Origin of the sequence: Arthrobacter ipis (assembly GCF_014694315.1) — a bacterium.
In the GTDB taxonomy this organism is placed as follows: domain Bacteria; phylum Actinomycetota; class Actinomycetes; order Actinomycetales; family Micrococcaceae; genus Arthrobacter; species Arthrobacter ipis.
Genome location: NZ_JAAOXD010000001.1, coordinates 781,702 through 806,647, shown reverse-complemented (window position 1 = coordinate 806,647; position 24,946 = coordinate 781,702). Strand labels below are relative to the sequence as shown.

The window sequence follows — 24,946 nt, the reverse complement described above, 5'->3', positions numbered from 1 at the left end:
TTCATGCCCTCTAATCCGCTTCGGCACGCCGTGGCCCGCATGGGAGGCCGGGATCCGCACCAGCCGCACCGGACAGCCACCCCACTGGAACTCTTTTTCGACCTGACCTTCGTGATCGCCTTCGGGGTGGCCGGCAGCCAGTTCGCCCACGAGATCGCGGAGGGACACTTCGGCGCCGGGCTACTCGGCTTTTCCTTCGCGATGTTTGCCGTGATCTGGGCGTGGATCAATTTCACATGGTTCGCCAGCGCCTACGACACCGACGACTGGGTGTTCCGGGTGGTCACCATGGTTCAGTTGCTCGGTGTCCTGATCCTGGCGATGGGCATCGAGCCCATGTTCCACTCCCTGGGGGAGGGGAGGCACGTGGAGAACACGGCCATCGTCGGCGGCTACGTCATCATGAGGCTTGCCCTGGTCTTCCAGTGGCTGCGTGCTGCCCGGCAGGATCCAGCCCGCAGGCAGACGTGCTTGCGCTATGCGGGATACCTGGCAGTGGTCCAGCTTGGGTGGATCGCTGTGCTGTTCATCCAGGCGGACGTCGCCACCACCTTCCTGATGATTGCACCGCTGTATGTCTTGGAGCTGGCCACTCCGTACGCCGCCGAGCGGAACGCCACCACGCCCTGGCACGCCCACCACATCGCCGAACGCTACGGCCTGCTGGCCATCATCGCGCTCGGCGAATGCCTCATCGGCGCCGTCGAGACACTCCGGGCCATCGTGGCCAACCATGGCTGGTCGGTTGATGCCGCCTTGGTGGGTTTCGGCGGCACCGCGCTGGCCTTCAGCATGTGGTGGATTTACTTCATCCTGCCCGCCGGCCGGGCGCTGCACCTGCAGCGGCACCGTTCCTACTTCTTCGGCTACGGCCACATCCCTGTCTTTGCCGCAATCGCCGCCACGGGCGCTGGCCTGCACGTCGCCGCGTACTACATCGACCACGCCGCCCACATCAGCGCCGCCGTCGCCGTCGCCAGCATCGCCGTTCCCGTGGCCCTGTTCAAGGTCTCGCTCACGGCACTCTTCAGCGTCATGACGTGCGTGGACCGCACCCTCATCGCCGTCACCACCGGGGTGGTGGTTCTGCTCGCGGGAAGCGTGGCACTGGCGGGCACGGGCGTCCCGGTTCCCGTCTGCCTGCTTGTCATTGTTGCGGCGCTCGGGGCGTCGATCGTCATCGATGAGCGCCGGAGCACAGACCTGCTCCACTCGGCACTGGAGCGGCTGGAACAGCGGGCCAAGACCGGCTGATGCGCTCCGCTACACCCCCGGCCAAACCCACGGACCACGCGGCAGGCTGGCGCCAGAAAACTCTTTGAGAGCCGCTTCCAGGGATGCGCCGGGGAGGCCCAGCGACTCCAAAATGATGCGCTGCGCGGCTTCCGCGTGGACTCCGACGGCGGCCAGGTCGCCCAGGGTCACCGCGCCATCGCGTTTGGCCAGTCGGGCGCCGTGGGCGTTCACCACCAGCGGCACGTGCGCATATTCCGGAACGGGCATAGATAGCAGTGAGGCCAGGTATGCCTGCCGCGGGGTGGACGGCAAGAGGTCATCGCCGCGGACCACCTGGTCTATGCCTTGCTCGGCATCATCCACGACGACGGCCAAGTTGTATGCGGTCACACCGTCGTTCCGGCGCAGGACAAAGTCGTCCACCACTCCCGTGAACGTCCCGTGCAGCACGTCCTCCACCGTCCACTCGTCCACAGAGGAACGCAGCCGGATCGCTGCCGGACGGGTGGACCGCTTGAACTCGAGCTCCGCCGCTGACAATCTTCTGCATGTGCCGGGATAGGCTCCCTGCGGTGCGTGCGGCGCCGAGGGTGCCTCTTGGATCTCACGGCGGGTGCAGAAGCATTCGTACGTCAGTCCGGCGGCGGCCAGCCGTCCGATGGCCGCCGTGTACAGCGGTTCGCGGTCCGTCTGGCGCACCACCGCACCGTCCCAGGTCACTCCGACGGCCGCCAGGTCGCGCAGTTGCACTGCCTCAGCCCCTGCCCGCGCGCGGTCGAGGTCCTCAACGCGCAGCAGAAACCGCCGTCCTGTGGAACGGGCAAAGAGCCAGGCAAGGATTGCCGTCCGGAGGTTTCCCACATGGAGCTCACCGGACGGGCTCGGTGCGAAGCGGCCAGCGCAAGTCATGCCATCCACCCTATGCCGAACACCACAAGAGCCCCTCAGCTACCGCGCTCCGGGCGTTGGCCGGGGATCGGTGGCTCAGGGGCTCTTGCCGTGCCTGTCCTGAAGGGAACTGCGTTCCGGAATTCGAGGCACTCCTGCGGAAAGACGAATGCGTGAACAAGTGTCAATCAGCGGCTGCCTCCTCGCGGGAAGCGTGGTCCAGGGGGCCGGGTGGTGTGCCGGAAGCCTGTAGCCTGCTGGCTGCGGGGGTAACCGTTGCCTGCGTTGCCACTATCTGAGCAGAAGACTTACAGTTGGCGCAACGGAGGCTGAACCGACTGGTCAATCTGACCAGTTGTAGCGCCCGAACAGGACAGGGAGTGATCAGATTGCAGGAGCTCGACGCCACCGACCGGAGGATCCTTTCGGCCTTGGACGAGGATCCGCGGCTGCCCATCATGGTCCTGTCCCAGAGGCTGGGCCTGGCCCGCGGAACTGTACAGTCGCGCCTGGAGCGGATGACGGCGTCGGGCGCTCTCCGGCCCAACAGCAGCCGTGTACTGCCTGCAGCGTTGGGCCGCGGCGTTGCCGCCGCGGTCAGCGCCGAACTGGACCAGAGTCACCTCAATGAGGCCATTGCTGCGCTGCGCGAAATCCCGGAAGTACTGGAATGCCACGCCCCTGCCGGCGACACGGACCTGCTGATCCGGGTGGTGGCCACCAGCCCTGATGACCTTTACCGGGTCTCCGAGGAGATCCGGCTGTGCCCGGGAATCGTGCGAACGTCCACCAGCATGTTCCTGCGCGAGGTGATTCCGTACCGGACTACGGGCCTCCTAGAGCACTGACTAACCCCCCTTGGACTGGCGCTCCGATACTGCGCAAATCATTGGCGAAAACTGCGGATATTCCGGCGGCTGTCCTGCGGTGGCGACTGTAGCCTGATTCCGCATCTGCCGCAGCACTGGGCACGCAGCGGGTGCGTTGTTCACTCGGGGTCTCCGCCGGGGGGTCGGTCTCAATAAGGAACTCAATGCGCTCTTTTACCCGTTCAATCGCGTCGGTCACCGGCTTGCTGGTTCTCGCCGCGGGCTTCGTCTCACTTCCCGCCGCCGCCTCGGTGGCTGCCACAGATCCTGCCGCGGGCAGCACTGCACTGCCGGTGGAGTCCCCGACGGAACAGGAGCACCACGGATACGAATCCGCGCCGGGCGTGCCGGCGGACGGGCCGCCTGCCGGACTGGCGCTGCAGACCGAGGCGGGGGTGACCGCTCCCGTTCCAATCACGGTCAAACTCGTCGTGGCGACCCTCCTCGATAACAAGTCCGTCGTTCCGATGGCCCAGGCCGAAACGGCCGTGACGGCCTCCAGCAACTACTGGAAGGCGATGTCCGCCGGCCGCATCTCCATGACCGTTACCGAGCGGGCCACTTGGGACTCCAAGACGGCGAGGTCGACCGACTCGTACTACGACATGATCAACAAGATCACGAGCGAGCTGAAGTGGACCTACAGCGCCAACAAGGCGCTGGTGATCTTTGTGCCCAGCGCCACGCTCTCCGGCGGCGCCCTTGGCGCCGGCTTCAGCAGCAACGGCAACAGCGGGCGGGTGCTGATGCCGAAGATCAGCGGCTTCACCAGCAGCGTGATCGCGCACGAGTTCGGGCACGTCCTGGGGTCCATGCATGCCGACGCCCTGCAGTGCGGCAGCGGCGTTTCGGATGTGGGCGTCACCAGCACCGGGCAGTTCACCGACTCCTCCTGCTATATCCGCGAATATGGCGACAGCACCGACCTGATGGGACTGTCCAGCTACAGCATGCCGGTGATCAGTTCGCCGTTCTGGGAAGCCAGGGGCCTGGGCAATGGCACGGACGTCCGCGACATCGGTGTGGCTTCCGGCGTGAAGAGCTACACACTGAAGCCCTGGGGTGACACGAAGCTGGCCTACCGCGCCGTGAAGTTCACAGATCCGGTCAGCCGGGAGGTCTACTACCTGGAGCTCCGCCAGCCGGTCGGCTACGACGACTACCTGGCCAGCGGGCCCGCCGGCAACCGGGGCGTGAAGGTGGTCCAGCGGGGCGGCGCCACCCCCTCGTCCTCGCTGGCCCTGATGCCGTCCACCGTTCCGTTCAGCGGGTACTACGCCACCAACCACACCTGGCAGGCCGGCCAGACTTTTGTGACGCACGCGGGAACACGCGTCAGCATCAAATCCGTGACATCTACGTCCGCCACCGTCACCATCGACGCCGACCCCGCCCTGCACACCAAGATCCAGTTCTCCGCTGGTGATTTCAACGGGGACGGCCAGGCAGATGTCATGTCCCGCGAAGCCGACGGTTCGCTGCTGCTGCTGCCCGGCCTGGGTGGAAACAAGATCGGCACCCCGGCCAGAATCGGTTCCGGCTGGGATGCCTTCAACCTGGTCCTCGGCAACGGCGACTTCAACGGGGACGGCAAAACGGACCTCGTTGCCCGGACGTCCGACGGAGCACTGTGGCTGTATCCCGGAAACGGAATGGGAGGGTTCCTGGCCCGCCAGCAGATCGGTTCCGGTTGGGCGGGCTTCAAGCGCATCATCGCACCCGGTGATTTCGACGGCGACCAGCGCCGCGACCTGCTGGCCATGCGCTCCGACGGAACCCTGTGGCTGTACCCCGGAAACGGTACGGGCGGGTTCCTGCCGTCCAGGCAGATTGGCTCCGGCTGGCAGAGTTTCACCGCCGTGACGGCAGCAGGAGGGCTCGCCACCGGCCCCGGCCTGCTCGCCCGCAGCAGCACCGGGACCGTCTACCTGTACCCGGGCAACGGAACCGGAGGTTTCCTGGCACGGCGGACGCTGGCCACCGGATGGGCCAGCACGGAGCTGATCGCGGGCCAGGACTTCACCTCTGACGGTCAAACGGACGTCCTGTCGGCCAGCGCCAGTGGGGCGATCACCGCGTACGCCGGCAGCGGCAGCGGTGGCTTCGCGACCAAGCTGAAGATCGGCACCGGCTGGGGCGGCCTCAGCCAGGTCTGGGAAGCCGGCGATTTCGACGGCGACGGCAAGCCCGACATCCTGGCCCGCACGGTTCAGAGCGCCCTGCGGCTCTACCCCGGCAACGGCTCGGGCGGGTTCCGCACCTCCCGGCAGATCGGCACCGGCTGGCAGACCTTCGACCAGGTGGTCTCCGCCGGAAACTTCAACGGCGCTGGCGGCCCTGACCTCGTGGCCCGGAAACCGGACGGCTCGCTCTGGCTCTATCCCTCCAACGGAACCGGTCTCTTCCAGGCACCGAAGAGGATCGGCAGCGGCTGGCAGGCCTTCTCGCGGATCGTTGCTCCCGGCGACTTCTCCGGTGACGGAAGGACGGACATCATCGCCCAGTCCCCGGACGGCAGGCTGTGGCTCTACCCCGGCAGTGGGACGGGCGGCTTCCTCCCGCGGAAGCAGATCGGCTCCGGCTGGTCAGGCTTCAGCCAAGTCGTTGCGGGCAACGACTTCAACGGCGACGGCAAGGCCGACCTGATGGCGCGTGCATCGGACGGCACGCTCTGGCTCTACCCCGGCAGCGGCGCCTCCGGCTTCCTCGCCCCCACGCAGCTCGGCACCGGCTGGAATTCCTTCACCACCTTCGCCAGCGTGGGCCGCTTCGCCGGAACCGGTAACCCGAATGTCGTCTCCGTGTCGGCCGACGGGGCACTCTGGCTCCACACCGGCACCGGGCAGGGCGGCTTCCAGAACGTCGTGCTGAACCCCCGCTGAGCACGGGAGACAGTTAGGCGCGAACGGATATTTGGGGCCCCAGATCCTCTCGGATTCGGGGCCTCAAGTGTCCGTTCGCGCCAGTGGAACGTTCGCGTTCGGGAAAGGCCCCGGGCCTGCTCAGACGGGCGGGCCTGCGTTGGATTTCAGGTTCTTCATCACCAGGGTTGAGGTCAGCCGTTCGACGCCCGGAAGGACCGTCAGCTCACTGTCGTAGAAACGCTGGTAGGAGGGCAGGTCCGCAGCGATCACCTTGAGCAGGTAGTCCGGGGAACCGAACAGCCGCTGCGCCTCCACGATGTTCGGGTTCTCTGCCACCCGGCTCTCGAAGATCTCCATGGTGGGGCGGTCCACCTGCCGGAGCGTCACGAACACAATCGCCTCAAAACCAAGCCCGACGGCGGCCGGGTCAATGTCTGCTTTATAGCCGCGGATCACGCCGGACTGCTCGAGGTCGCGGAGCCGGCGGTGGCAGGGTGCCACGGTGAGCCCCACCTTGGCGGCCAGCGCCGTGGCAGTAATTCTGCCGTCCTCTTTGAGGTGGCGCAAAATACTTCTGTCAATATGGTCAATCACGCAAGAATCTTACCCCAAGGGCCGCGGTCCGGGCGAAAAGGGAGAGCACTTCTGGCTGCGTTTTGCCTAGGCTTTTCTTACAGCCCACCATGTAGGAGCCCGCCCATGAATCCCCAGCTTTTCCTCGCGTTTATCGTGGTCGCAGCCGCCCTCGCCTGCACCCCGGGGGTGGACTGGGCCTACTCCATCACCGCAGGCCTGGGCCGCAGCAGTTTCGTGCCCGCCGTGGCGGGGCTGTGCAGCGGTTACGTGCTGCACACCGTGCTGATGGTCGCCGGACTCGCAGCAGTCCTGGCAAGCATGCCGGGCCTGCTGGGCTGGATCACTGTGGCCGGTGCCGTCTACCTGCTGTGGCTGGGGACCATCACCATCAGGTCGTGGCGCGGTGCGAGCTTCACGGCAGCTGCCGCCGTCGGGAATCCGGGGCAGAACCAGCTCCGGTCCTTCCTCCAGGGCATGGGGACCAGCGGCATCAATCCCAAGGGCCTGCTGTTCTTCCTGGCCCTCGTGCCGCAGTTCGTCAGCTCCGACGCGCCGCTGCCCGTGCCGGTACAGTCCGGACTGCTGGGGCTGACATTCGTGGTGCTCGCGGCCCTCGTGTACACCTGCGTGGCCCTGCTGTCGCGGAAACTGCTGCAGTCCCGGCCGAACTCGGCCCGCCGCGTGACGCTGACCAGCGGCATCATCATGGTGCTCCTGGGCGCCGCGCTGCTCTCGGAGCAGCTGCTGCCGGCCCTGGGCAGACTCGTATAGAGGCAGTTTCGTGTAGGACCCAACCCGCCCGGAAGCCGGGCCGGCTGAAGACTCAGACCTTCTGCTCCATAAACCACTCAGTGAAGCTTGATGCCCGCCCGTCGGAACCGAGCCGGATCACCCACAGGTTCTCGTAGTTCGGGCGGTCATCAAGGTACGAGGTGCGGCCCTGTACGAACGCGAGGTCGCCGTCGGACCCCAGCAGGGACCATTCGAATGTCCAGTCCTCCGGCTTGTCGGCCGACCCGATCCAGTGGTCCACGATCTGTTCGCGGCCGCGCCACGGGTCGGGGTCGTAGGGCCGCGTGGCGTACACGGCCTCCTCGGTGAAGAGCGCCCCGATGTCGTTGGGGTCGTTCGTGGTCCATGCTGCGACGTACTTTTCCATCCACTGCCTGATTGCGTCAGTCATGGGTCCGTTGTATCGCGGCCCTGTACTACCCACAAGAGCCCGCCACGCACAGGAGCAAGCTTCAGTCCCCGCCGAACTGCTTCCACTTCTGTTCCCACGCCCGGCGAGCTTCGATGTCCTTGCGGATGACCTCGAAGGTTTCGAGCTGCGCCTGTTTGCTTCGCTGCCAGTCCCGCGGGTTGAGTGACTTCCGCCCGTTGTCCAGCAGTATCAGGGCGCGGTCGGTCAGGGCGTCGTTGCGCAGGGACAGGCTGGTCTTCTGCCGCCGCAGGACTTCCTTGAGTGCCTGCTGGGCCTGGCTGTGGGCACCGAGCCGTCGGAGCGAACGGGCCCGGATCAGAAGCAGCGCCGCCGACAGGTCGTCGGCGTTCAGCAGGCCCTCGGTCCAGACCACCACCTCTTGGTCCCTGCCCAGGGCTGCGGCGAGCGCGCACCTCGCCAGCGCGGTGGGCAAGGATGGCGGCAGCCTTACCAGCGTTTCAAGGGCCGCCTCGGTCTGTCCCGTTTCCCGAAGGGAATGGGAGAGCGCAAGGAAAACCGACTCCTCGCTGAACAGCACCGGCACCACGACGCGTTCGGCCACCTCCACCCGGGTGACCACGTGCGTGAGGTAACTGGCGGCGAACTGGTTCGCCTCGTCGTCGTTCCTGATGGAAAGGCCGCGCTGCAGGAGCTCCGCGGCCCTCAGGTAACCGCCCTGCTTGTAGGCAAGCAGACCGGCCATCACGCAGCAGAGCCCGGCCCAGCCGGGATAGGCGCGGCCGGCGGCGATGAGCCTGTTGGGGTCGGTGTTGGAGAAGATGGCGTCGTACACGGTCCTGGCCGCTTTGCCGGGCAGCAGCTTGAGCCGCGGAACGCTGCCGTCCACGCTGATCCGGGAGTCCCCTCCCCCGAGGACCCCATGGATCAGCCCGCCCATGCCCTCGGCTATTTCGCGCACCGGGGTGCGGACCTTGCCGCCGCCGAAGGGTGTGAGGTCGCGCGTGTCGCGGTAGATCGGTCCTGAAAACTCCCCCGCGCTCATTCCACCATGCTAATAGCCGGACGGAACTAAGCCGAAGCGGCACCCACCCAGACGCCCACCACCCAGGTGCTGGCGGCGAGGCAGGCCAGGCCGAACTCAGCGAGCATTCCCAGGCCCGTGGCCTTCAGGGCGGCCCAGCTGGAGGTCAGGGCGGCCCGGAAGTTGCGCGTGCGCAGGACTTCGCTGAGCAGCAGCCCGGCGGCAAAGCCCACGAACAGGCCCACCACGGGAATGACGAACATGCCGGCAATGCCCAGCACAACCCCGACGGCGACGCTCCGGTTGGGAATCCGGTGCTCCTTCAGTTTGCGGCCGGCGAGGACGGCGCTGGCCGCCATGCCTGCCAGCACAAACACCATGCCCACGGCGAAAACCACCCAGCCGGTCACGCCCTCGCCGCCCCAGATTGCCCACGCCAACAGGCTCAGGCCGATCAGGAAACTGCCGGGCAGGACAGGGATGACGGTGCCGGCAACGCCAACCAGGATGGCCAGGCCGCACAGGACGGTCACGAGGGTTTGGGCGTTCATGCCCCCAGTCTAGGGCGGGACAGCCCGGGGCTTTGTCCGTACGCCCGCACGCCGCGGAGCGCGGACTTTGCCGGGAACGACGACGGCGGCGCCTCCCCAGCACGGGAGGAACCGCCATCGGGCTTCAGTCAGCCCTTTTCAGTCTGCCTTTGGTGTCAGACTGCGTCCGCTTCGACCGCCGCGGCAACAGCGGCCGTGACGGCCGGCGCAACACGCGGGTCCAGCGGGCTGGGCACAATGTAGGACGCGGACAGCTTGTCATCGGCCAGTTCGGCAATGGCGCGGGCCGCGGCAACCTTCATCGCCGGCGTGATGCGGCGCGCACCGGCGTCCAGGGCGCCGCGGAAGATGCCGGGGAACGCCAGGACGTTGTTGATCTGGTTGGGGAAGTCGCTGCGGCCGGTGGCCACCACTGCGGCGTACTTGGAAGCGACCTCGGGCAGGACTTCGGGGTCCGGGTTGGACAGTGCGAACACGATGGAGCTGTGGTTCATCAGCTTCAGGTGCTCCTCGGCCAGCTTGGAGGAGGAAACGCCGACGAAGACGTCAGCGCCCAGCAGGGCTTCCCCGGGGCCGCCTGAAATGCCGCGCGGGTTGCTGCGCTGCGCCATCTGGGCCTTCTTGCTGGCGGGATCAGCGGCGATGTCGGCACGCTCGGAGTTGATCACGCCGCGGGAATCCAGCAGCACCACGTCCTCGATGCCCGCGGTGAGCAGGATTTCGGCGATGGCGATGCCTGCGGCGCCTGCGCCGGAGATCACCACGCGGAGTTCCTCGAGCCCGCGGCCGGTGACCTTGGCGGCACCGGTCAGCGCGGCGAGGACCACGACGGCGGTGCCGTGCTGGTCATCGTGCATGACGGGGCAGTCCAGTGCTTCGATGAGCTTTTCTTCCAGCTCGAAGCAGCGCGGGGCGGCGATGTCCTCGAGGTTGACGGCACCGAAGCTGGGGCGCAGCCGGACGAGGGTTTCCACGATCTCGTCCACGTCGGTGGTGTTGAGGACCAGCGGGATGGAGTCCAGCTCGCCGAAGGCCTTGAAGAGGGCGGACTTGCCTTCCATGACGGGCAGGGAAGCGCTGGGGCCGATGTTTCCCAGGCCGAGGACGGCCGTGCCGTCGCTGACGACGGCCACGAGGCGCTGGGCCCAGGTGTGGCTCTTCGCGAGTTCCGGGTCAGCGTGGATGGCGCGGCTGACCTGGGCGACGCCCGGCGTGTAGGCGATGGAGAGGTCCCGCTTGTTGCTGAGGGGAACGGTGCTGGCGATGGAGAGCTTGCCGCCCTCGTGGGCAGCGAAAATCTCCTGGTCAGTCAGCTCTGCGGCTGCGCTGGTGTCATTGGTAGCGATGGTTTCAGTGGACACGTCGTTGTCTCCTGTGGCTAGCCGTGGGCGCACGGCACAGTATGGCTCAAGCAGTCGAGGCTCAAGATGGTCAGATACGCGCTTCCGCTGACGGCCCCAGGGTGGCGGGTCCCGTCAGAAAGCCAGTGGAGCTGGGGGTGCTGGCCGCTCCGGTACTGCCATGTTAGACAGGACAAAGGCCCACTTTTGCCATTTCGGGCCGGCAGGGCCGATCGGAACGCATTTAAACCTGATTTGTGGCTCATTTCACCGCTTTTCGCGCCTTTTGTGACCCGTCGGTCTAGACCGGTTACGCGGTATTCCGCGCCAGCCGGGGCGCCGGCACCAGCAATGCGCACGCCCTCTTCAGATCTTCCTCCGCCTCAAACAGGGATAGCCTGCGGCAGCGCACCGAGTGGACTAGACCGGTGATGGTAGGCGGCAGGACCCGGGCGACAGCAGGGTCGCCACACACGGCGGCGAAGGCCCGCTCGGCCAGGGAATCGATCTCCCGCAGCAGTCCGGTGGTGTCCCGTTCGTTGAGGTACACACCTTGACTGAGGCACTGCTCGACGGCGGGCTGCATGACGCGCATGTGGAAGATTTCCATGGCCACACCGGAGAGCGCATGGATGCGGACGGCGCCAGGCCCGACTCCCGTCTTGAGCTCACCGAGCTGGTGCCGGTAGAGGGCCAGCATCAGGTGCGTGGCGGAGGGAAAGTAGCGGTACAGGGTGCCGAGGGGGACGTTGGCCTGGTCGGCAACCTCAGACAGGGTCACGGACTGGAGGCCTTTCCGCGCGAACGCGGCGGCCGCCTCCAGAATCCTGTTGTAGCGGCGCTGCTGCCGGGGAAGGGAGGGCGGGGCAGCCATGGGCGGAAGATCAGGCATAGAGTCAAGCATCATCAGTCCGGAGGTTGAGATTCCTGGTGCAGTCAGGGAGAGCCCCATTCCCGGTCCTGCCGCAATTCGCACTCCACTATACGGCACGGGCCTCCGCGCTCCTTGGGAGCCGGACATGTCCCGACGCTAGGCAACACCCTTGATCTTGACCACGAAGACGGCGCCCAGCAGGCCGATGACGGCGGCGGCTACATAGAGGGATACGTAGCCGCCCCACAAGGTGACGAACGGCCACGCGATCACCGGGGCGATGACCTGCGGGAGGGAACTGGCGATGTTGAAGACGCCAAGGTCCTTGCCCCTGTCGGCAGCGTCGGGGATCACCTGGGTGATGAGTGCGAAGTCCACGGCGAGGTAGGCGCCGAATCCGATCCCCAGAACGCTAGCGCCCACGATGCAGCCCACCCACGTGGGGGCGAAGGCCAGGATCAGTGATGCCAGCGCAATGATCGCGGACGATGCGATCACCAGGGGCTTGCGCTTGCCCGTCCTGTCGCTAAGCCTGCCACCCACCACGCTGGTGATGATCACGAACACGGCGTACAGCCCGGTCAGCACCAGCACGCCAAAGGCCGGTTCGAGCCCCGTGGTCTCCTTTAGGTGTACGGCGTCCGCCAGGAAAAACAGCAGGTACAGGGTGACCAAGTGGTTGCCGATGTTGACCAGCAGCCGCGTAACCCAGGCCCATGCGAAGTCCGGGTGACGCAGCGGCCTGATGAATCCGAGCAGGAAACCGGCCCAGTTCATTGGCCGGGCAGCCGCTGCCGGGAGCGGGGCGTCGTCGCTCTTGACCAGGTACATCACCACGCCTGCCACGAGGGCGGCCGCACAGGTGATGTAGCCCAGCACGAAGTTTCCGCTGACAGCGGCGGCAATGACCGCACCAACGAGGATTCCGGTTGTCTGGCCCATTGCAGCCAGCCCGCCCACAGTGGCGCGCTGGGGGACGGGGACGCGGTCCGGGACGGCCGCGAAGATTGCCGCGTAGGCACCGTTGCAGCCGGCCTGCACCAGGCACCAAAGCAGCGTCATCACCGCCACGTTCGGCGCCCCGGCCAGCCCCACGAGCCCGACTGCACCAAGGACGGCGCCAGCCAGCACCCATGGCACGCGCCGGCCGAACCGGGACGCCGTGCGGTCGCTGAAGGCGCCGAAGAGCGGGTTGGCCACCAGCGACACCGCCGCGCCGGCACCGGTGACGAGGGCGAGGATGGCTTCCTTCTGCCCGGGGTCAAAATGCTCCGCCTGCTGCGCGAGGAGCACCTGGATCGGGCCGAAAAACGCCGCGTTGATGCCGAGGTTGACCAGCACCACGCCCGTGACCCAGAGGGACCTGACCCGTGCCGTCGGTTCAGCGAGCGCGGCGGATGACCGCGTGCCCACCAGGCCGGGGTCGGGTACCGCACCGGGTATGTCGGACAGGCTCATGGCGGTCTCCCCCTGGAACATCGTGATGATGGAATCAGACTATCCGCAGGACGTTTAGATTGGCGTACTTTGCGGGGATAGAATGCGTTGCCTGCACACCTCCTGCCACCGGGGTACCGCCCGCAGAGATACCTATTGCTCATTCCATGGGGGAATACATCTTGTCGCCACAAATCCCCGGCCATCGCGCCCTACTCCAATCCGCCGCTGTTGCGATTGCCGCCGCTCTGGCGCTCACGGCTTGTACCACCAACAGCTCCCAACAGGCCTCCAGCTCCAGCCAGAGCCCTGCAAGTGACGAAGCCACAGTCAGCCGCGTCATCGACGGAGACACCTTCGTAGCAACGACCAGTGAAGGCGAGAAGACCATACGCCTGCTCAGCGTCGATACCCCGGAAACCAAGGACCCGAACGCCCCCGTAGAATGCCTCGGCCCCGAAGCTACCGCCGCGCTGGAGCAACTCCTTCCGGTCGGGTCAGTGGTACGTCTGGAGCTCGATGTAGAGCCGACCGACAAGTATGGACGCACACTCGCCGGCGTTTTTGATTCGTCAGGAACCCTTATCAACGCCGAGGTCGCGCGCCAAGGCTTGGGTGTGCCGATGCTTATAGAGCCGAACCGCAAGTTTTACCCCGCGGTTGAGGAAGCCTTCGAAGAGGCCCGGACCCGGGCTGCTGGACTCAACTCCCCGGATCTCGCGTGTCTGCCCGCGCAGCAAGTTGAGCAGGCGGTCGCAGCAGTGGAGGCGATCACTGCCGTTCCACTCTCAGAATCGGCGTCCGCACTCGACAAATCAAATGCGGGGCTCGTAACCGCCCTGGCGACCATCGCAGCGCTGAAGGCGGCCTCGGAAGCTAAGGGCAAGGTCCATTGGGCTGCCTACCAGCCAGCCACGCTGGCTCAGCTCGTTTCACGGCTGAACACTTCAGCGTCAGCGGCGACGGCACGGCAGGCAGCAATCAAGGGTAAGAAGAAAAGCCTCGCCGATGCGGCAGCAGCAGCGAAGGCGGCCCGGGTGAAGGCTGAAGCCGCAGCAAAGGCGGCAGCTGCGAAAGTGGCGGCTGAGGCGGCCGCAGCAGCCAAGGCCAAGGCTGCAGCTGAGGCCGCCGCCGCGGAGGCCGAACGCATCAGAAACCTTCCTCCTGTCTATGTTCCGCCGGCTCCCCCTGTCTACGTTCCGCCCGTATATGAACCGCCGGCAGCTCCCGCACCGGTCACCGACCCGTACCCGGGCTACACCGGGCCGCGCTGCTACGCACCCGGCGGTAAGACGTGGAGGCCCTGCGGATAGTTAGGCTTTGATAGCCGCACCACGATCCCGAGGAGAACCAATGACCGCTTCGCCTGCCAATGCCACCGTTAACACCGCCGATCTTTACGATGAGCGCGGCGACGAGCTGGACTCCATCTCCCTGCAGTTCCAGTCCCTGGGCGGCCACTCGCATTTCAGCGGCCCCGTCCGGACCGTGCGCTGCTTCGAGGACAACGCCCTCGTCAAGTCCATCCTCGCCACACCCGGGAACGGCGCCGTGCTCGTTGTGGACGGCGCCGGGTCCCTGCGGACCGCGCTGATGGGGGACCTGATCGCCGCGAGCGCCGTGGCAAACGGCTGGGCCGGCGTCGTAATCAACGGCGCCATCCGCGACCGTGAGGCCATGGCCGAACTGCCCCTCGGAGTCAAAGCCCTGGGCAGTAATCCGCGTAAGAGTGCCAAGGCGGGAGCGGGCGAGACTGACGTGGACCTGCTGATCGACGGCGTGACCATCCGAACCGGCGCCACGATCTGGTGCGATCCGGATGGAATCCTCATCGAGCGCTGAGGAATACATGGGGAACAAAGCAGCAAGTAACATAGTTACTGAAAGCAACTATCAAATGCGATCCCCCTTTCTCTTGACCCTGGAGCAGCCATGTCCAAAACCACCGCCGGACCCGCGCCCGGAGAGGTCCTGACGCAGCGGCAGACCATCACCGTCATGGTGGGGCTGATGCTCGGCATGTTCCTGTCCTCGCTGGACCAGACCATCGTGTCCACCTCCATCTACACCATCGCCAACGACCTCGACGGGCTCTCCCTCCAGGCGTGGGCCACCACGGCATACCTGATCACCTCCACGGTCACCACCCCGCTGTACGGCAAGCTCAGCGACATCTTCGGCCGCCGCCCGCTCTACCTCGCGGCGATCATCATCTTCCTGGCCGGCTCGCTGTATGCCGGCTCGGTGCACTCTATGACCGAACTGGCCATCGCCCGCGGCATCCAGGGCATGGGCGCTGGCGGCCTCCTGGCCCTGGCGCTGACCATCATCGGTGACATCGTCCCGCTCAAGGACCGGGCAAAGTTCCAGGGCTACTTCATGTCCGTGTTCGGCATCTCCTCAGTCCTCGGCCCCGTGGTGGGCGGCGCCTTCGCCGGATCCGAGAGCATCCTGGGCTTCGACGGCTGGCGCTGGGTCTTCTTCATCAACCTGCCCATCGGCCTGTCCGCGCTGGCCGTGGTGTTCCTCTACCTTCACCTGCCCGCCAAGCACGTCAAGCAGCGGATCGACTACTGGGGCGCCGCAGCCATCACGCTGGCCATCGTCCCGCTGCTGCTCGTCGCCGAACAGGGCCGTAGCTGGGGCTGGACCTCTGCCAATTCCTTCATCTGCTACGGCCTGGGCGTCCTCGGCATCGTCGCCTTCCTGCTGGCCGAGCGCCGCGCCGGCGACTACGCGCTCATCCCGCTGCGCCTCTTCCGGAACGTCACCTTCGGGCTGTCCTCGCTGCTGAACTTCATCATCGGCATCGGCATGTTCGGCGCCATCGCGATGCTGCCCATGTACCTGCAGCTGGTCAAGGGCCTCACGCCCACCGAGGCCGGCCTGATGATGATCACCTTCACCGTCGGCATCCTGACCGGCTCCATCACCGCCGGACGCACCATCTCGTCGTCGGGCACCTTCCGGATCTTCCCCATCCTGGGCACCGCCATCCTCACCTCCGCCGCCATCGTCATGGGGTTTTCCCTCGGCGCGGACACCGAGCTCTGGGTCCCCGGCCTGATCGCCGTCTTCTTCGGCCTGGGCCTGGGCTTCTGCATGCAGCCGCTCACCCTCGCGATGCAGGTCTCGGTGCCCTCGAAGGACATGGGCGTGGGCACCTCCACGGCCGCGTTCTTCCGCTCCATGGGCGGCGCCGTCGGAACGGCCGTGTTCATCTCCATGCTGTTCAGCCTGGCCGCGGACAAGATCGCCAACGGCATGAAGGACGCCGTGCAGAACGCCGACTACCTCAAGGTCTTGAAGGACCCCGCCGTTGCCGCCGATCCCGCCAACGCCAAGCTCTACGACTTCTTCAAGAACGGCGCCAGCAACGACTCCCTCAACGACACCAGCTGGCTGCACACCGCGAACCCGGTGCTCACCCGGCCCATCACCGAGGGCTTTGCCCAGTCGATCGACACCGTCATGCTCACCGCTGCCGTCCTCACCGGCATCGCCTTCCTCATCAGCTTCGCGCTGCCGAAGAAGAAACTGACCGACCCCAAGGCAGTGATGAAGGAGCCCGCGGCCGCCCACTAAGCACCGCTTACGCCAATTCCGCATTTGCGTTACGGCAGGCACCTTCGGGTGCCTGCCGTTTCGTTTTCTCAGGAAATCCGCCGGATGCGGCACCAAACGGACGACGACGGCGGGGCTTCCCGCCGTCGTCGTCATCCGTCCCGGAGTGGAACAGCGCCCGGTGACGTGGCACACTGTTAGGCGCGTGTGCGCCGGCCGCCAGGGCCGGTTTCCGCAGCCGACGACGTTTGCACCGCATCCACCCACCCCCGAACCAAGGGAGAACCATGTCCACCGACAAGCAGACAACCGCCAAGATCCCCAAGCGGGTGATCTGGCTGGCGCTTGCCGGCGCCGTGGGCGGCTTCCTGTTCGGCTTTGACTCCTCGGTGGTCAACGGCGCCGTGGACGCCATGAAGGACGAATTCGCGCTCGGCGAGGCCGTCACCGGTTTCGCCGTGGCCGTAGCACTGTTGGGCTGCGCGGCCGGCGCGTACATGGCCGGCAAGGTGGCGGACCGCTATGGCCGCATCCCCGCGATGAAGCTGGGGGCACTGCTGTTCCTCATCAGCGCCATCGGCACCGGCTTCTGCTTCAGCGTCTGGGATCTCATATTCTGGCGCCTGGTGGGCGGGCTGGGCATCGGCCTGGCCTCGGTGATTGCACCGGCGTACATCTCCGAAATTTCGCCCCGGCACGTCCGCGGCCGTCTCGCGTCGCTGCAGCAGCTGGCCATCACCACGGGCATCTTCGCGGCCCTGCTGTCCGACGCCCTGTTCGCCACGTCCGCCGGGGGTGCGCACCAGCCATTCTGGCTGGGCATCGAGGCCTGGCGCTGGATGTTCCTGGCCGCCGCTTTTCCGGCAGTGCTCTACGGCGTGGTGGCCTACACGCTCCCCGAGTCCCCGCGCTTCCTGGTGGTCCAGGGCAAGGAGGACCAGGCCCGCAAGGTCTTCGACTCCATCGCCCCGGATGAGGACACCGACCGCCACCTGCGGGAAATCCGCGAGGCGATCGAAGAGGACCAGCTCGCGGGCAGGAAGGGGTCGCTGCGTGGCAAGGCGTTCGGCCTGCAGGCAGTGGTCTGGATCGGCATCACCCTGTCCGTCCTGCAGCAGTTCGTGGGCATCAATGTGATCTTCTACTACTCCACCACGCTCTGGAAGGCCGTGGGCTTCCAGGAGAAGGACTCGCTGACCATCTCGGTGGCCACGTCCATCACCAACATCCTGGTCACGCTCGTGGCCATCGCCCTCGTGGACAGGATCGGCCGCCGCCCCATCCTGCTGGCCGGCTCCATCGGCATGGCCGTTTCCCTCGGCGCCATGGCCCTGGCCTTCGCCTCGGCCACGGGCACCGGCTCGGACATTACGCTGCCGGGCGCATGGGGTCCCGTTGCCCTCGTGGCCGCAAACGTGTTCGTGATCAGCTTCGGCACATCCTGGGGACCGCTGGTCTGGGTGCTGCTGGGCGAGATCTTCCCGGCCCGGATCCGCGCCCGAGCCCTGGGCCTGGCCGCCGCCGCCCAGTGGATCGCCAACTTTGCCATCACGCTGAGCTTCCCCGTGATGGCCGCCGGCTCGCTGCCCCTGACGTACGCCATGTACGCACTCTTCGCCGCAGCTTCATTCTTCTTCGTCATGTACAAGGTGCCGGAGACGAACGGCATGTCGCTGGAACAGGCTGAGACCCTGTTTGTTCCGAAGGGGTCCGTCAAGGTCTGACCGGCTCTTGGCTCCTCCGGCATGAAACGGAAGACGCCCATGTTCCCTGCCTAGTCTTGGGAATGTGGGCGTCTTTTGTTTTGTGGGCGGGTCAGACCACGTGAGGTTCGTGGGCCGCGAGGTAACGCCGCCCACCGGCCACCACTGCCATGGCGGCAATCATCGCCACCGCTCCCGCGAAGAACGGAACCTGCGGCCCGAAGTGCTCACCCAGCTGCGCCGCGGCAAAGGGCGCCAGGGCGCCTCCCATCCAGCGGACGAAGTTGTACCCGGCTGAGGCGACGGGGCGCGGCGAGTCCGAAACGCCCATGGCCAGCTCGGTGTAAATGGTGTTGTTGATGCCCAGCAGCGCTCCCGAGACCACCACGAGCGTAACGACGGCGGGCACCGAATGGCCCGCGGCCAGCCCCAGGCCCGCCATGTCCAGCATCAGCAGGAACAGCGTGCCGAGGAGCACTTTCGTGGCACCGAAGCGGTTCTGCAGCGCCGGGGCCACGAAGACCGAGAAGACGGCGACGGCGACGCCCCAGCCAAAGAACACCCCGCCGATGCCGTACGCGTCCATGCCCAGGATGAACGGGGTGAAGGCGAGCACGGTGAAAAAGCCGTAGTTGTAGAACAGTCCGCTGGCCGCCGTCGTCCGCAGTCCTTTGTTGCCCAGGGCCCGCAACGGATCGGCCAGGCTGACCTTCCGGGCCGGCAGCGGGGTTTTCGGAAGCAGCACGGTGAGCGCGATGAAGGCGGCGGCCATGAGCGCGGCCGTCCCGAAGAAGGGGGCGCGCCACTGCCAGCCTCCGAGGAGTGCGCCAAGGAGCGGGCCCAACGAGATGCCCAGGCCAAGGGCGGCCTCATAGAGGATGATCGCCGTCCCCGCACCGCCGCTGGCCACCCCCACAATGACGGCGAGCGCTGTGGCCACGAAAAGTGCATTACCGAGTCCCCATCCGGCCCGGAATCCGACCAGTTCGCCGACGCTTCCGGACAGCCCCGAGAGCGAGGAGAACACCACGATCACAGCCAGTCCGGCCAGCAGGGTGCGCTTGCCGCCGATCCGCGACGAGATGAAGCCGGTGAGGAGCATTGCAACGGCCGTGATCAGGAAATAGCTGGTGAACAGCAGTGAGACCTGGCTGGGGCTGGCGTCCAGGTTCTTGGCGATGGCCGGCAGGATGGGGTCCACCAGGCCGATACCCATGAAGGCGAACACGGCTGCGAGCGCCGTGGCCCAGACCGCCTTCGGTTGCTTGAGGAATGAGGCCTTCTCTGCCTCGAGGGTGGATTGTGGTGCCGGCAGGGTGTCTGCGAGCTGGCCGTCCATGGAGGGATCTCCTAAGTGTCGCTGAATCAGTTTTGGGTGGATTGTCAGGTTTTCTCGTCAGTTTTGAAGAGTGCTGTTGATCTTTTCGATGACGGGGAGGGCGGCTGCGAGGGCACGCCTGTCATCGTCGGTGAGGGATTCAAGGATGCCGGCCATGACGGCGTTCCGCCGCTGGTTGGCGGATTCGACGGCGCCGCGGCCTTCCGCGGTCAGCACAACGCGGACCGCGCGGGAGTCGTCCGGATCCGCTTCCCGGCGGGCCAGTCCGGCCCGCTCGAGCTTGATGATCTGTTCGGTGGCGCTGGGCACCCTGACGCCCAGGTTCCGGGCGATCTCACCCACCCGGACGCCGTCGTCGAGCAGCATTTTGAGCGTGCTCAGCTGGGCGGCGCTCAGGTCACCGTCCGCGTCGAGGCGGCGGACCAGGTACACGCTGTGCCGCAGGGCCTCACGGAAGTCCTGCGCAAGCTCGTGCAGCGCCGGGGCATTCTTTGTGTTCATACTTAGGTATCCTAATAGTTAGGATACCTAAATACAAGAGTCAGTTGAACCTGAAGATCAGGGCGGCGGGCCCGGAACCTTCAATAGCAGAGCGGCCCGCACCGAGCAGTAATGCCACCCAGGGATGGGTCCTAATTCGCCTGACGGTTCACGATCGCCTCGGCGTGCTCGGCCACCCAGGCGACAAGCGGCAGCAGCAGGGCGGCCAACTCGTCCCCACGAGCGGTCAGACTGTAGTCCACCCGGGGCGGAATGATCGGTTGCGCGTCGCGGCGGACGAACCCGTCGGCTTCGAGGGTCTTCAGTGTCTGGGCGAGCATCTTCTCGCTGATGCCTTGGGCACGGCGGCGTAGTTCGCTCCAGCGCTGGGGCCCCTCGGACAGCGCCACCAGGAGCAGTACACCCCACTTGCTCGTGACATGGTCCAGCACTGTCCGGCTGGGGCAGCCCGCGGGGAAGATCCCGTCGGCGAAGGGGAAAGCGGGGACCTCGGCTGGGGTACTTACCTTCATGAGAGTACCTTACCTTAAAGTGCGTACTCTCTTCTGGGAAGTAACCGGGAACGAACGGGGTTGGCACCACTGACAGTCATCTCAGAAGGGACCAATCATGACCATCGTCATCACCGGAGCCACCGGCCAGCTCGGCCGCCTCGTCGTCGAAGCGCTGCTTGAAAGCGGCCTGCCGGCGGAACAGATCGTTGCCGCAGGCCGGACCGTGGACAGGATCGCCGACCTCGCCGAGCGCGGCGTCCAGGTCCGCACCATCGACTACAGCCAGCCGGAGTCCCTTCGGCAGGCGTTTGCCGGCGCGGACAAGATCCTGCTCGTTTCAGGCAGTGAGGTGGGTCAGCGCGTCGAGCAGCACCGGAACGCGATCGATGCGGCCAAGGAGGCCGGTGCCGGCCTGATCGCCTACACCAGCGTTGCCAACGCGGACACCACCGCCATGAAGCTGGCCGATGAGCACATCGCGACTGAAGAAATACTCCGGGATTCCGGCGTCCCGTTCGTCCTGCTCCGCAACGGCTGGTACCTGGAGAACTACACGGGCCAGCTCCCGGTCCAGGTCCAGCATGGTGCCGTGTTCGGCAGCGCCGGCGACGGCCGCGTGAGCGCCGCCGCCCGTGCGGACTACGCGGCCGCGGCAGCGGCTGTGCTGCTCCAGGAAGACCAGGGCGGCAAGGTCTACGAGCTGGGCGGCGACAATGCCTTCACCCTCAGTGAGCTGGCCGGAGAAGTCAGTGCGGCGTCCGGCAAGCCCGTGACGTACAAGGACCTGCCTGCCGAGCAGTACACCGAGGTCCTGGTAGGCGCCGGACTGCCGGAGCCATACGCGGCCATCCTGGCTGACAGCGACCTCGGCATCGCGCGCGGCGATCTCCTGGTCACCAGCGGAGACCTCAGCGCCCTGCTCGGCCGGCCCACCACGCCGCTGCGCGAAGCGGTCCAGGCCGCCGCCGAGGGCCTCCAGTCGAACTAGCCACAACGCCCTATCAGCTCCTGCAGGCTTTCTTCAAACCCTTCCTCACCTCCTGCAAGTCTTAGGGCAACCCTTCCTCACCTCCTGCAGGTTTCCGGCGAACGCTTCCGCACTTGGCGTCAGCAGGATTACCCCGAACCGGTCTCAAGTGAGGAAGGGTCGCACCAAAGGCGACAGGACCTGAGGACGCGTCGGGGAAAAACCGCAGGACCTGAGGACGCGTCTGAATGGGGGCTGTTCAACACACGACGCCGGAACTCACGTTGAGTTCCGGCGTCGTCCGTTCGCAGTTGTGCCAGCTAGGCCGGGGCGGCGACGTCCTCTGCCTTGCGTTCCTCGACGAGTCCGCAGACCGCGGCGAAGAGCGGGTGGTCCTGGCCCAGCCCGGTGATGCGCTCCGTGGCCGCGGCCGGTTCGGACGAGGCCAGGATCTGGCGGAGCTCAACGGCCTCGGTGTCGGCTGGGTCGTTGAAGCGCAGGGCGGCTGCGATCGCGCCGAGCAGGGCCTCCGGGACGATCCCGCGTTCGGCCAGTTCCGCCGCCGGGCCGATGAACCGCTCGTGCCGGCTGAGCTTGCGCAGCGGCGCGCGCCCCACGCGGTTCACGGTGTCCGGCAGGTGCGGGTTAGTGAAGCGGCCCAGGATCTTCTGGACGTAGGCTTCCTGCTCGTCGTAGCTGAAACCGTGTTTGGACACGAGCAGCTGCTTTGTCTCGTCCAGCACGGCGCGCACGTCCGCAGCAACGTCCTCGTCCGCCATGGCGTCGGAAATCTTCTCCAGCCCGGCTTCAAACCCGAAGTAGGCCGCGGACGCATGTCCCGTGTTCACCGTGAACAGCTTGCGCTCGATGTACGGCCCGAGCTCGTCCACGAAGGTTGCACCCGGAATCACCGGAGCGGCACCCCCGAACGGCGTGCGGTCGATGACCCATTCGTAGAACGTCTCCACCGTGACGTCCAAGCCCTGCCCTGGTTCCTGGTTGGGCACGATCCGGTCCACAGCCGTGTTGGCGAACACCGCCGAGTCCGCCAAGGATCCGGCGGCCTCGTCCCAGGACGAGACGATTGACTCGCGCAGGAGGTCCGTGGCGTTGATGGCGTTCTCGCACGCCATCACCTGCAGCGGTGGCAGCCCTGCGGCCCGGGCCGCGATTCCCTTGGCGATCGCGGGGGCCACGAACTTCAGGATGTGCGGCCCCACCGCCGTGGTGACGATGTCCGCCGTCGCAATTTCCTCGATGAGCTGCGCCTCCTGGGTGCCGGAGTTCAGCGCCCGGAAGTTATCCACCTTGCGCACGGCGGGGTTCTCCCCCACCTCATGCACGCTGTAGCTGTCCGCCCCAGCGAGCTGGGAGATCAGGGCATCCGCAACGTCAGCGAACACCACCTCATACCCGGCCTCGTGCAGCAGCAGGCCAACAAACCCCCGGCCGATGTTGCCGGCCCCAAAATGTACAGCCTTCACTATGCGTTGACCTTTCCAAACAGTTCCAGGACTTCGTCCACAGATGTTGCCGCCTCAAGCTGCGCCACCTGCGCTTTGTTCGTGAAGACCTTGGCGATCGAGGACAGGATGTGCAGGTGCTCATTGTTGACACCGGCCACGCCCACCACGAACTTGACCTGCTTGCCGTTCCAGTCGATGCCCTCGGGGTAGCGGATCACCGAGACAGCCGACTTCCGGATGTGGTCCTTGGCGGCGTTGGTGCCGTGCGGGATTGCCAGGAAGCTGCCCATGTACGTGGAGACGGACTCCTCGCGCTCGTGCATGGCGAGGATGTAGTCGTTGTCCACGGCGCCGCGCGCCAGCAGCAGCTGGCCCGCCTCGTCGATCGCGGCATCCCGGGTGGAGGCGGAGCCGTTCAGGACCACGCTCTCCGGTACCAGGATGTCCGACGGCGCCGCGGCGGTTTCGGGGGCAGCGGCAGTTTCGGCGGTGGTGCCGGCCCCGGTGGTCCCGGCTGCGGCCGTGGGCACTCCCGCAGCTGCCCCGGCAGTGGGAGCCGCCGTTCCTTCAGCATTGCTGCGCTGGACCAGCTCCACGATCTCGTCGTAGCGCGGGCTGTTCATGAAGTTGTCCACGGAGACGTGCACAGCGCTGGACGTAGCCGGCGTGGCACGCTCGGTGAGGTCCTGGTGGGTCACCACCACGTCGTACGTGTCAGTAAGGTTTGCGATGGACGCGTTGGTGACGTTGACCTCCGGGAACCCGGCCGCCTTGATCTTGTTGCGCAGCACCGATGCGCCCATGGCGCTGGAGCCCATGCCGGCGTCGCACGCGAACACAATGTTCTCGATGGGACGGGTCAGGACCGCGGTGCCGCCGGCTCCGGCGCCAGTAAGCATGGAAGAGACGGAGCTCTTCCTGCCCTTCATGTCCTCCATGCGGCTGGTCGCGGCACCGAGGTCGCCCTCGTCGTCGCGGTTCTTGGACGTCCGCAGGATCACCGAGGCGACGAGGAAGGAAACCGCGGTTGCGAGCACAACCGAGAGAGCCACTCCGAGGTAACTGTCACGGGCGGTCTGGGCGAACACCGCGAAGATGGAACCGGGGGCGGCCGGCGCCACGAGGCCGGAGTTGGTGACAGCCAGGGTGGCGATGCCTGTCATACCGCCGGCGATAGTGGCGAGGATCAGGATCGGCTTCATCAGCACGTACGGGAAGTAGATTTCGTGGATGCCGCCGAAGAAGTGGATGAGGGCGGCACCCGGCGCTGAGGCCTTGGCAGCGCCACGGCCAAAGAACATGTAGGCAAGCAAGAGACCGAAGCCCGGGCCGGGGTTGGCCTCCAGCAGGAAGAGGATGGACTTGCCCTGCTCCAGCGACTGCTGGATACCCAGCGGGGTCAGCACGCCGTGGTTGATGGCGTTGTTCAGGAACAGTACCTTGGCGGGTTCAATGAAAATGCTGGTCAGCGGCAGCAGGCCGTGGTCCACCAGGAACTGGACCACGTTGCCGGCTCCGGCGCTGAAGGCCGCGACAAGCGGGGCAATCCCGTAGAAGCCCAGCAGGGCCAGCAGGGCACCCCAGATGCCGGCGGAGAAGTTGTTCACCAGCATCTCGAAGCCGGGACGAATCTTGCCGTGCCAGATCGCATCGAGCTTCTTGATGGTCCAGCCACCCAACGGACCCATGATCATGGCACCGATGAACATCGGGATGCCGGCACCGACGATCACGCCCATGGTACCGATGGCACCGACGACGCCACCGCGGACGTCATAGACCATCTTGCCGCCGGTGTAGCCGATCAGGAGCGGCAGCAGGTAGGTGATCATGGGGCCAACGAGGCCCACGTTTGGCGCGCCCGCCGCATTGGTGCCGAAGCCGCCGAGCGCCGGGACGGGGATGTATCCCTTCTCAATGAAGAGCGCGGTGATGAGGCCCCAGGCAATGAAGGCACCAATGTTGGGCATAATCATGCCGGACAGGAACGTCCCGAACCTCTGGACGTGCACCCGCGCACTGGTTTTGGGTTTTGCAACTGTCTCTGTTGCCATGTGATTTCCTAACGTGGTCCCTGCGGCACCGCAGGAT

22 protein-coding genes are annotated in these 24,946 nt (G+C 66.2%); 9 read left to right on the top strand and 13 right to left on the bottom strand.

All coding sequences use genetic code 11. The features are described 5' to 3' along the window. Positions 1 to 3 precede the first annotated feature (3 nt). A complete protein-coding gene (locus G9E11_RS03860) occupies positions 4 to 1,254 on the top strand; it encodes a low temperature requirement protein A (protein WP_190603050.1) in 1,251 nt (416 codons plus the stop codon). A gap of 9 nt (positions 1,255 to 1,263) precedes the next feature. Here the strand turns inward: G9E11_RS03860 and gluQRS are convergent, their stop codons facing one another. Continuing rightward, positions 1,264 to 2,145 carry a tRNA glutamyl-Q(34) synthetase GluQRS gene (gluQRS, locus tag G9E11_RS03855; RefSeq protein WP_190603049.1) on the bottom strand — a complete coding sequence of 294 codons (882 nt, stop codon included), beginning with the start codon at positions 2,143 to 2,145 and terminating at the stop codon, positions 1,264 to 1,266. 368 nt (positions 2,146 to 2,513) lie between these two features. Between gluQRS and G9E11_RS03850 the strand changes: the two genes are divergently transcribed. Next, positions 2,514 to 2,972, top strand: coding sequence for an Lrp/AsnC family transcriptional regulator (locus G9E11_RS03850; RefSeq protein ID WP_190243046.1), 459 nt, complete (start codon positions 2,514 to 2,516; stop codon positions 2,970 to 2,972). 185 nt (positions 2,973 to 3,157) lie between these two features. Continuing rightward, complete coding sequence (locus tag G9E11_RS03845; protein ID WP_190603048.1) at positions 3,158 to 5,875, top strand: FG-GAP-like repeat-containing protein; 2,718 nt, start codon at positions 3,158 to 3,160, stop codon at positions 5,873 to 5,875. A 120-nt stretch (positions 5,876 to 5,995) separates the two neighbouring features. Here G9E11_RS03845 and G9E11_RS03840 read toward each other — a convergent pair whose 3' ends face one another. Beyond that, a complete protein-coding gene (locus G9E11_RS03840) occupies positions 5,996 to 6,451 on the bottom strand; it encodes an Lrp/AsnC family transcriptional regulator (RefSeq protein ID WP_190603047.1) in 456 nt (151 codons plus the stop codon). 105 nt (positions 6,452 to 6,556) lie between these two features. Here G9E11_RS03840 and G9E11_RS03835 point away from each other — a divergent pair, with 105 nt between their 5' ends. Next, positions 6,557 to 7,204: a LysE family translocator gene (locus G9E11_RS03835; protein ID WP_190603046.1), complete on the top strand. Its 648-nt coding sequence runs from the start codon at positions 6,557 to 6,559 to the stop codon at positions 7,202 to 7,204. Positions 7,205 to 7,256: 52 nt separating this feature from the next. Here G9E11_RS03835 and G9E11_RS03830 read toward each other — a convergent pair whose 3' ends face one another. The 6 genes from G9E11_RS03830 to G9E11_RS03805 all read right to left on the bottom strand — a co-directional run bounded on the left by G9E11_RS03830 (position 7,257) and on the right by G9E11_RS03805 (position 12,842). Beyond that, entirely contained in the window at positions 7,257 to 7,616 is a 360-nt protein-coding gene (locus G9E11_RS03830) for a nuclear transport factor 2 family protein (RefSeq protein WP_190603045.1), read from the bottom strand. 61 nt (positions 7,617 to 7,677) lie between these two features. Then, complete coding sequence (locus G9E11_RS03825; protein WP_190603044.1) at positions 7,678 to 8,640, bottom strand: hypothetical protein; 963 nt, start codon at positions 8,638 to 8,640, stop codon at positions 7,678 to 7,680. A gap of 26 nt (positions 8,641 to 8,666) precedes the next feature. Continuing rightward, entirely contained in the window at positions 8,667 to 9,170 is a 504-nt protein-coding gene (locus G9E11_RS03820; RefSeq protein WP_190603043.1) for a DUF456 domain-containing protein, read from the bottom strand. 155 nt (positions 9,171 to 9,325) lie between these two features. Then, on the bottom strand, positions 9,326 to 10,531 hold the full coding sequence (locus tag G9E11_RS03815) for an NAD(P)-dependent malic enzyme (RefSeq protein ID WP_190603041.1): 1,206 nt from the start codon (positions 10,529 to 10,531) through the stop codon (positions 9,326 to 9,328). A gap of 289 nt (positions 10,532 to 10,820) precedes the next feature. Continuing rightward, positions 10,821 to 11,402 (bottom strand): TetR/AcrR family transcriptional regulator, encoded by a 582-nt coding sequence (locus G9E11_RS03810; RefSeq protein WP_246468667.1) that lies wholly within the window; start codon positions 11,400 to 11,402, stop codon positions 10,821 to 10,823. Positions 11,403 to 11,540: 138 nt separating this feature from the next. Beyond that, positions 11,541 to 12,842: an MFS transporter gene (locus G9E11_RS03805; protein ID WP_190603040.1), complete on the bottom strand. Its 1,302-nt coding sequence runs from the start codon at positions 12,840 to 12,842 to the stop codon at positions 11,541 to 11,543. Between the two features lie 161 nt (positions 12,843 to 13,003). On the opposite strand from G9E11_RS03805, the gene G9E11_RS03800 reads away from it, so the two are divergent. From G9E11_RS03800 to G9E11_RS03785, 4 genes are all read left to right on the top strand, one after another. Beyond that, on the top strand, positions 13,004 to 14,134 hold the full coding sequence (locus tag G9E11_RS03800) for a thermonuclease family protein (RefSeq protein WP_190603038.1): 1,131 nt from the start codon (positions 13,004 to 13,006) through the stop codon (positions 14,132 to 14,134). Positions 14,135 to 14,174: 40 nt separating this feature from the next. Beyond that, positions 14,175 to 14,663, top strand: coding sequence for a ribonuclease E activity regulator RraA (gene rraA, locus G9E11_RS03795; RefSeq protein WP_190603037.1), 489 nt, complete (start codon positions 14,175 to 14,177; stop codon positions 14,661 to 14,663). 90 nt (positions 14,664 to 14,753) lie between these two features. Further along, on the top strand, positions 14,754 to 16,406 hold the full coding sequence (locus G9E11_RS03790; protein WP_190603036.1) for an MDR family MFS transporter: 1,653 nt from the start codon (positions 14,754 to 14,756) through the stop codon (positions 16,404 to 16,406). Between the two features lie 266 nt (positions 16,407 to 16,672). Then, on the top strand, positions 16,673 to 18,109 hold the full coding sequence (locus tag G9E11_RS03785) for a sugar porter family MFS transporter (protein WP_190603035.1): 1,437 nt from the start codon (positions 16,673 to 16,675) through the stop codon (positions 18,107 to 18,109). 91 nt (positions 18,110 to 18,200) lie between these two features. On the opposite strand, the gene G9E11_RS03780 is transcribed toward G9E11_RS03785, so the two are convergent. The 3 genes from G9E11_RS03780 to G9E11_RS03770 form a co-directional block, all read right to left on the bottom strand. Next, a complete protein-coding gene (locus tag G9E11_RS03780) occupies positions 18,201 to 19,427 on the bottom strand; it encodes an MFS transporter (RefSeq protein ID WP_190603033.1) in 1,227 nt (408 codons plus the stop codon). A gap of 57 nt (positions 19,428 to 19,484) precedes the next feature. Beyond that, entirely contained in the window at positions 19,485 to 19,928 is a 444-nt protein-coding gene (locus G9E11_RS03775) for a MarR family winged helix-turn-helix transcriptional regulator (protein ID WP_190603031.1), read from the bottom strand. Between the two features lie 131 nt (positions 19,929 to 20,059). Next, complete coding sequence (locus G9E11_RS03770) at positions 20,060 to 20,440, bottom strand: winged helix-turn-helix transcriptional regulator (RefSeq protein WP_190603029.1); 381 nt, start codon at positions 20,438 to 20,440, stop codon at positions 20,060 to 20,062. A gap of 97 nt (positions 20,441 to 20,537) precedes the next feature. Here G9E11_RS03770 and G9E11_RS03765 point away from each other — a divergent pair, with 97 nt between their 5' ends. Beyond that, positions 20,538 to 21,410, top strand: coding sequence for an SDR family oxidoreductase (locus G9E11_RS03765; RefSeq protein WP_190603027.1), 873 nt, complete (start codon positions 20,538 to 20,540; stop codon positions 21,408 to 21,410). 299 nt (positions 21,411 to 21,709) lie between these two features. On the opposite strand, the gene G9E11_RS03760 is transcribed toward G9E11_RS03765, so the two are convergent. Together G9E11_RS03760 and G9E11_RS03755 are read right to left on the bottom strand one after the other, a co-directional pair. Further along, on the bottom strand, positions 21,710 to 22,873 hold the full coding sequence (locus G9E11_RS03760) for a mannitol-1-phosphate 5-dehydrogenase (RefSeq protein WP_190603025.1): 1,164 nt from the start codon (positions 22,871 to 22,873) through the stop codon (positions 21,710 to 21,712). Further along, positions 22,873 to 24,909 carry a PTS mannitol transporter subunit IICBA gene (locus tag G9E11_RS03755; protein WP_190603023.1) on the bottom strand — a complete coding sequence of 679 codons (2,037 nt, stop codon included), beginning with the start codon at positions 24,907 to 24,909 and terminating at the stop codon, positions 22,873 to 22,875. The genes G9E11_RS03760 and G9E11_RS03755 overlap by 1 nt, the downstream gene beginning before the upstream one ends. Positions 24,910 to 24,946 lie beyond the last annotated feature (37 nt).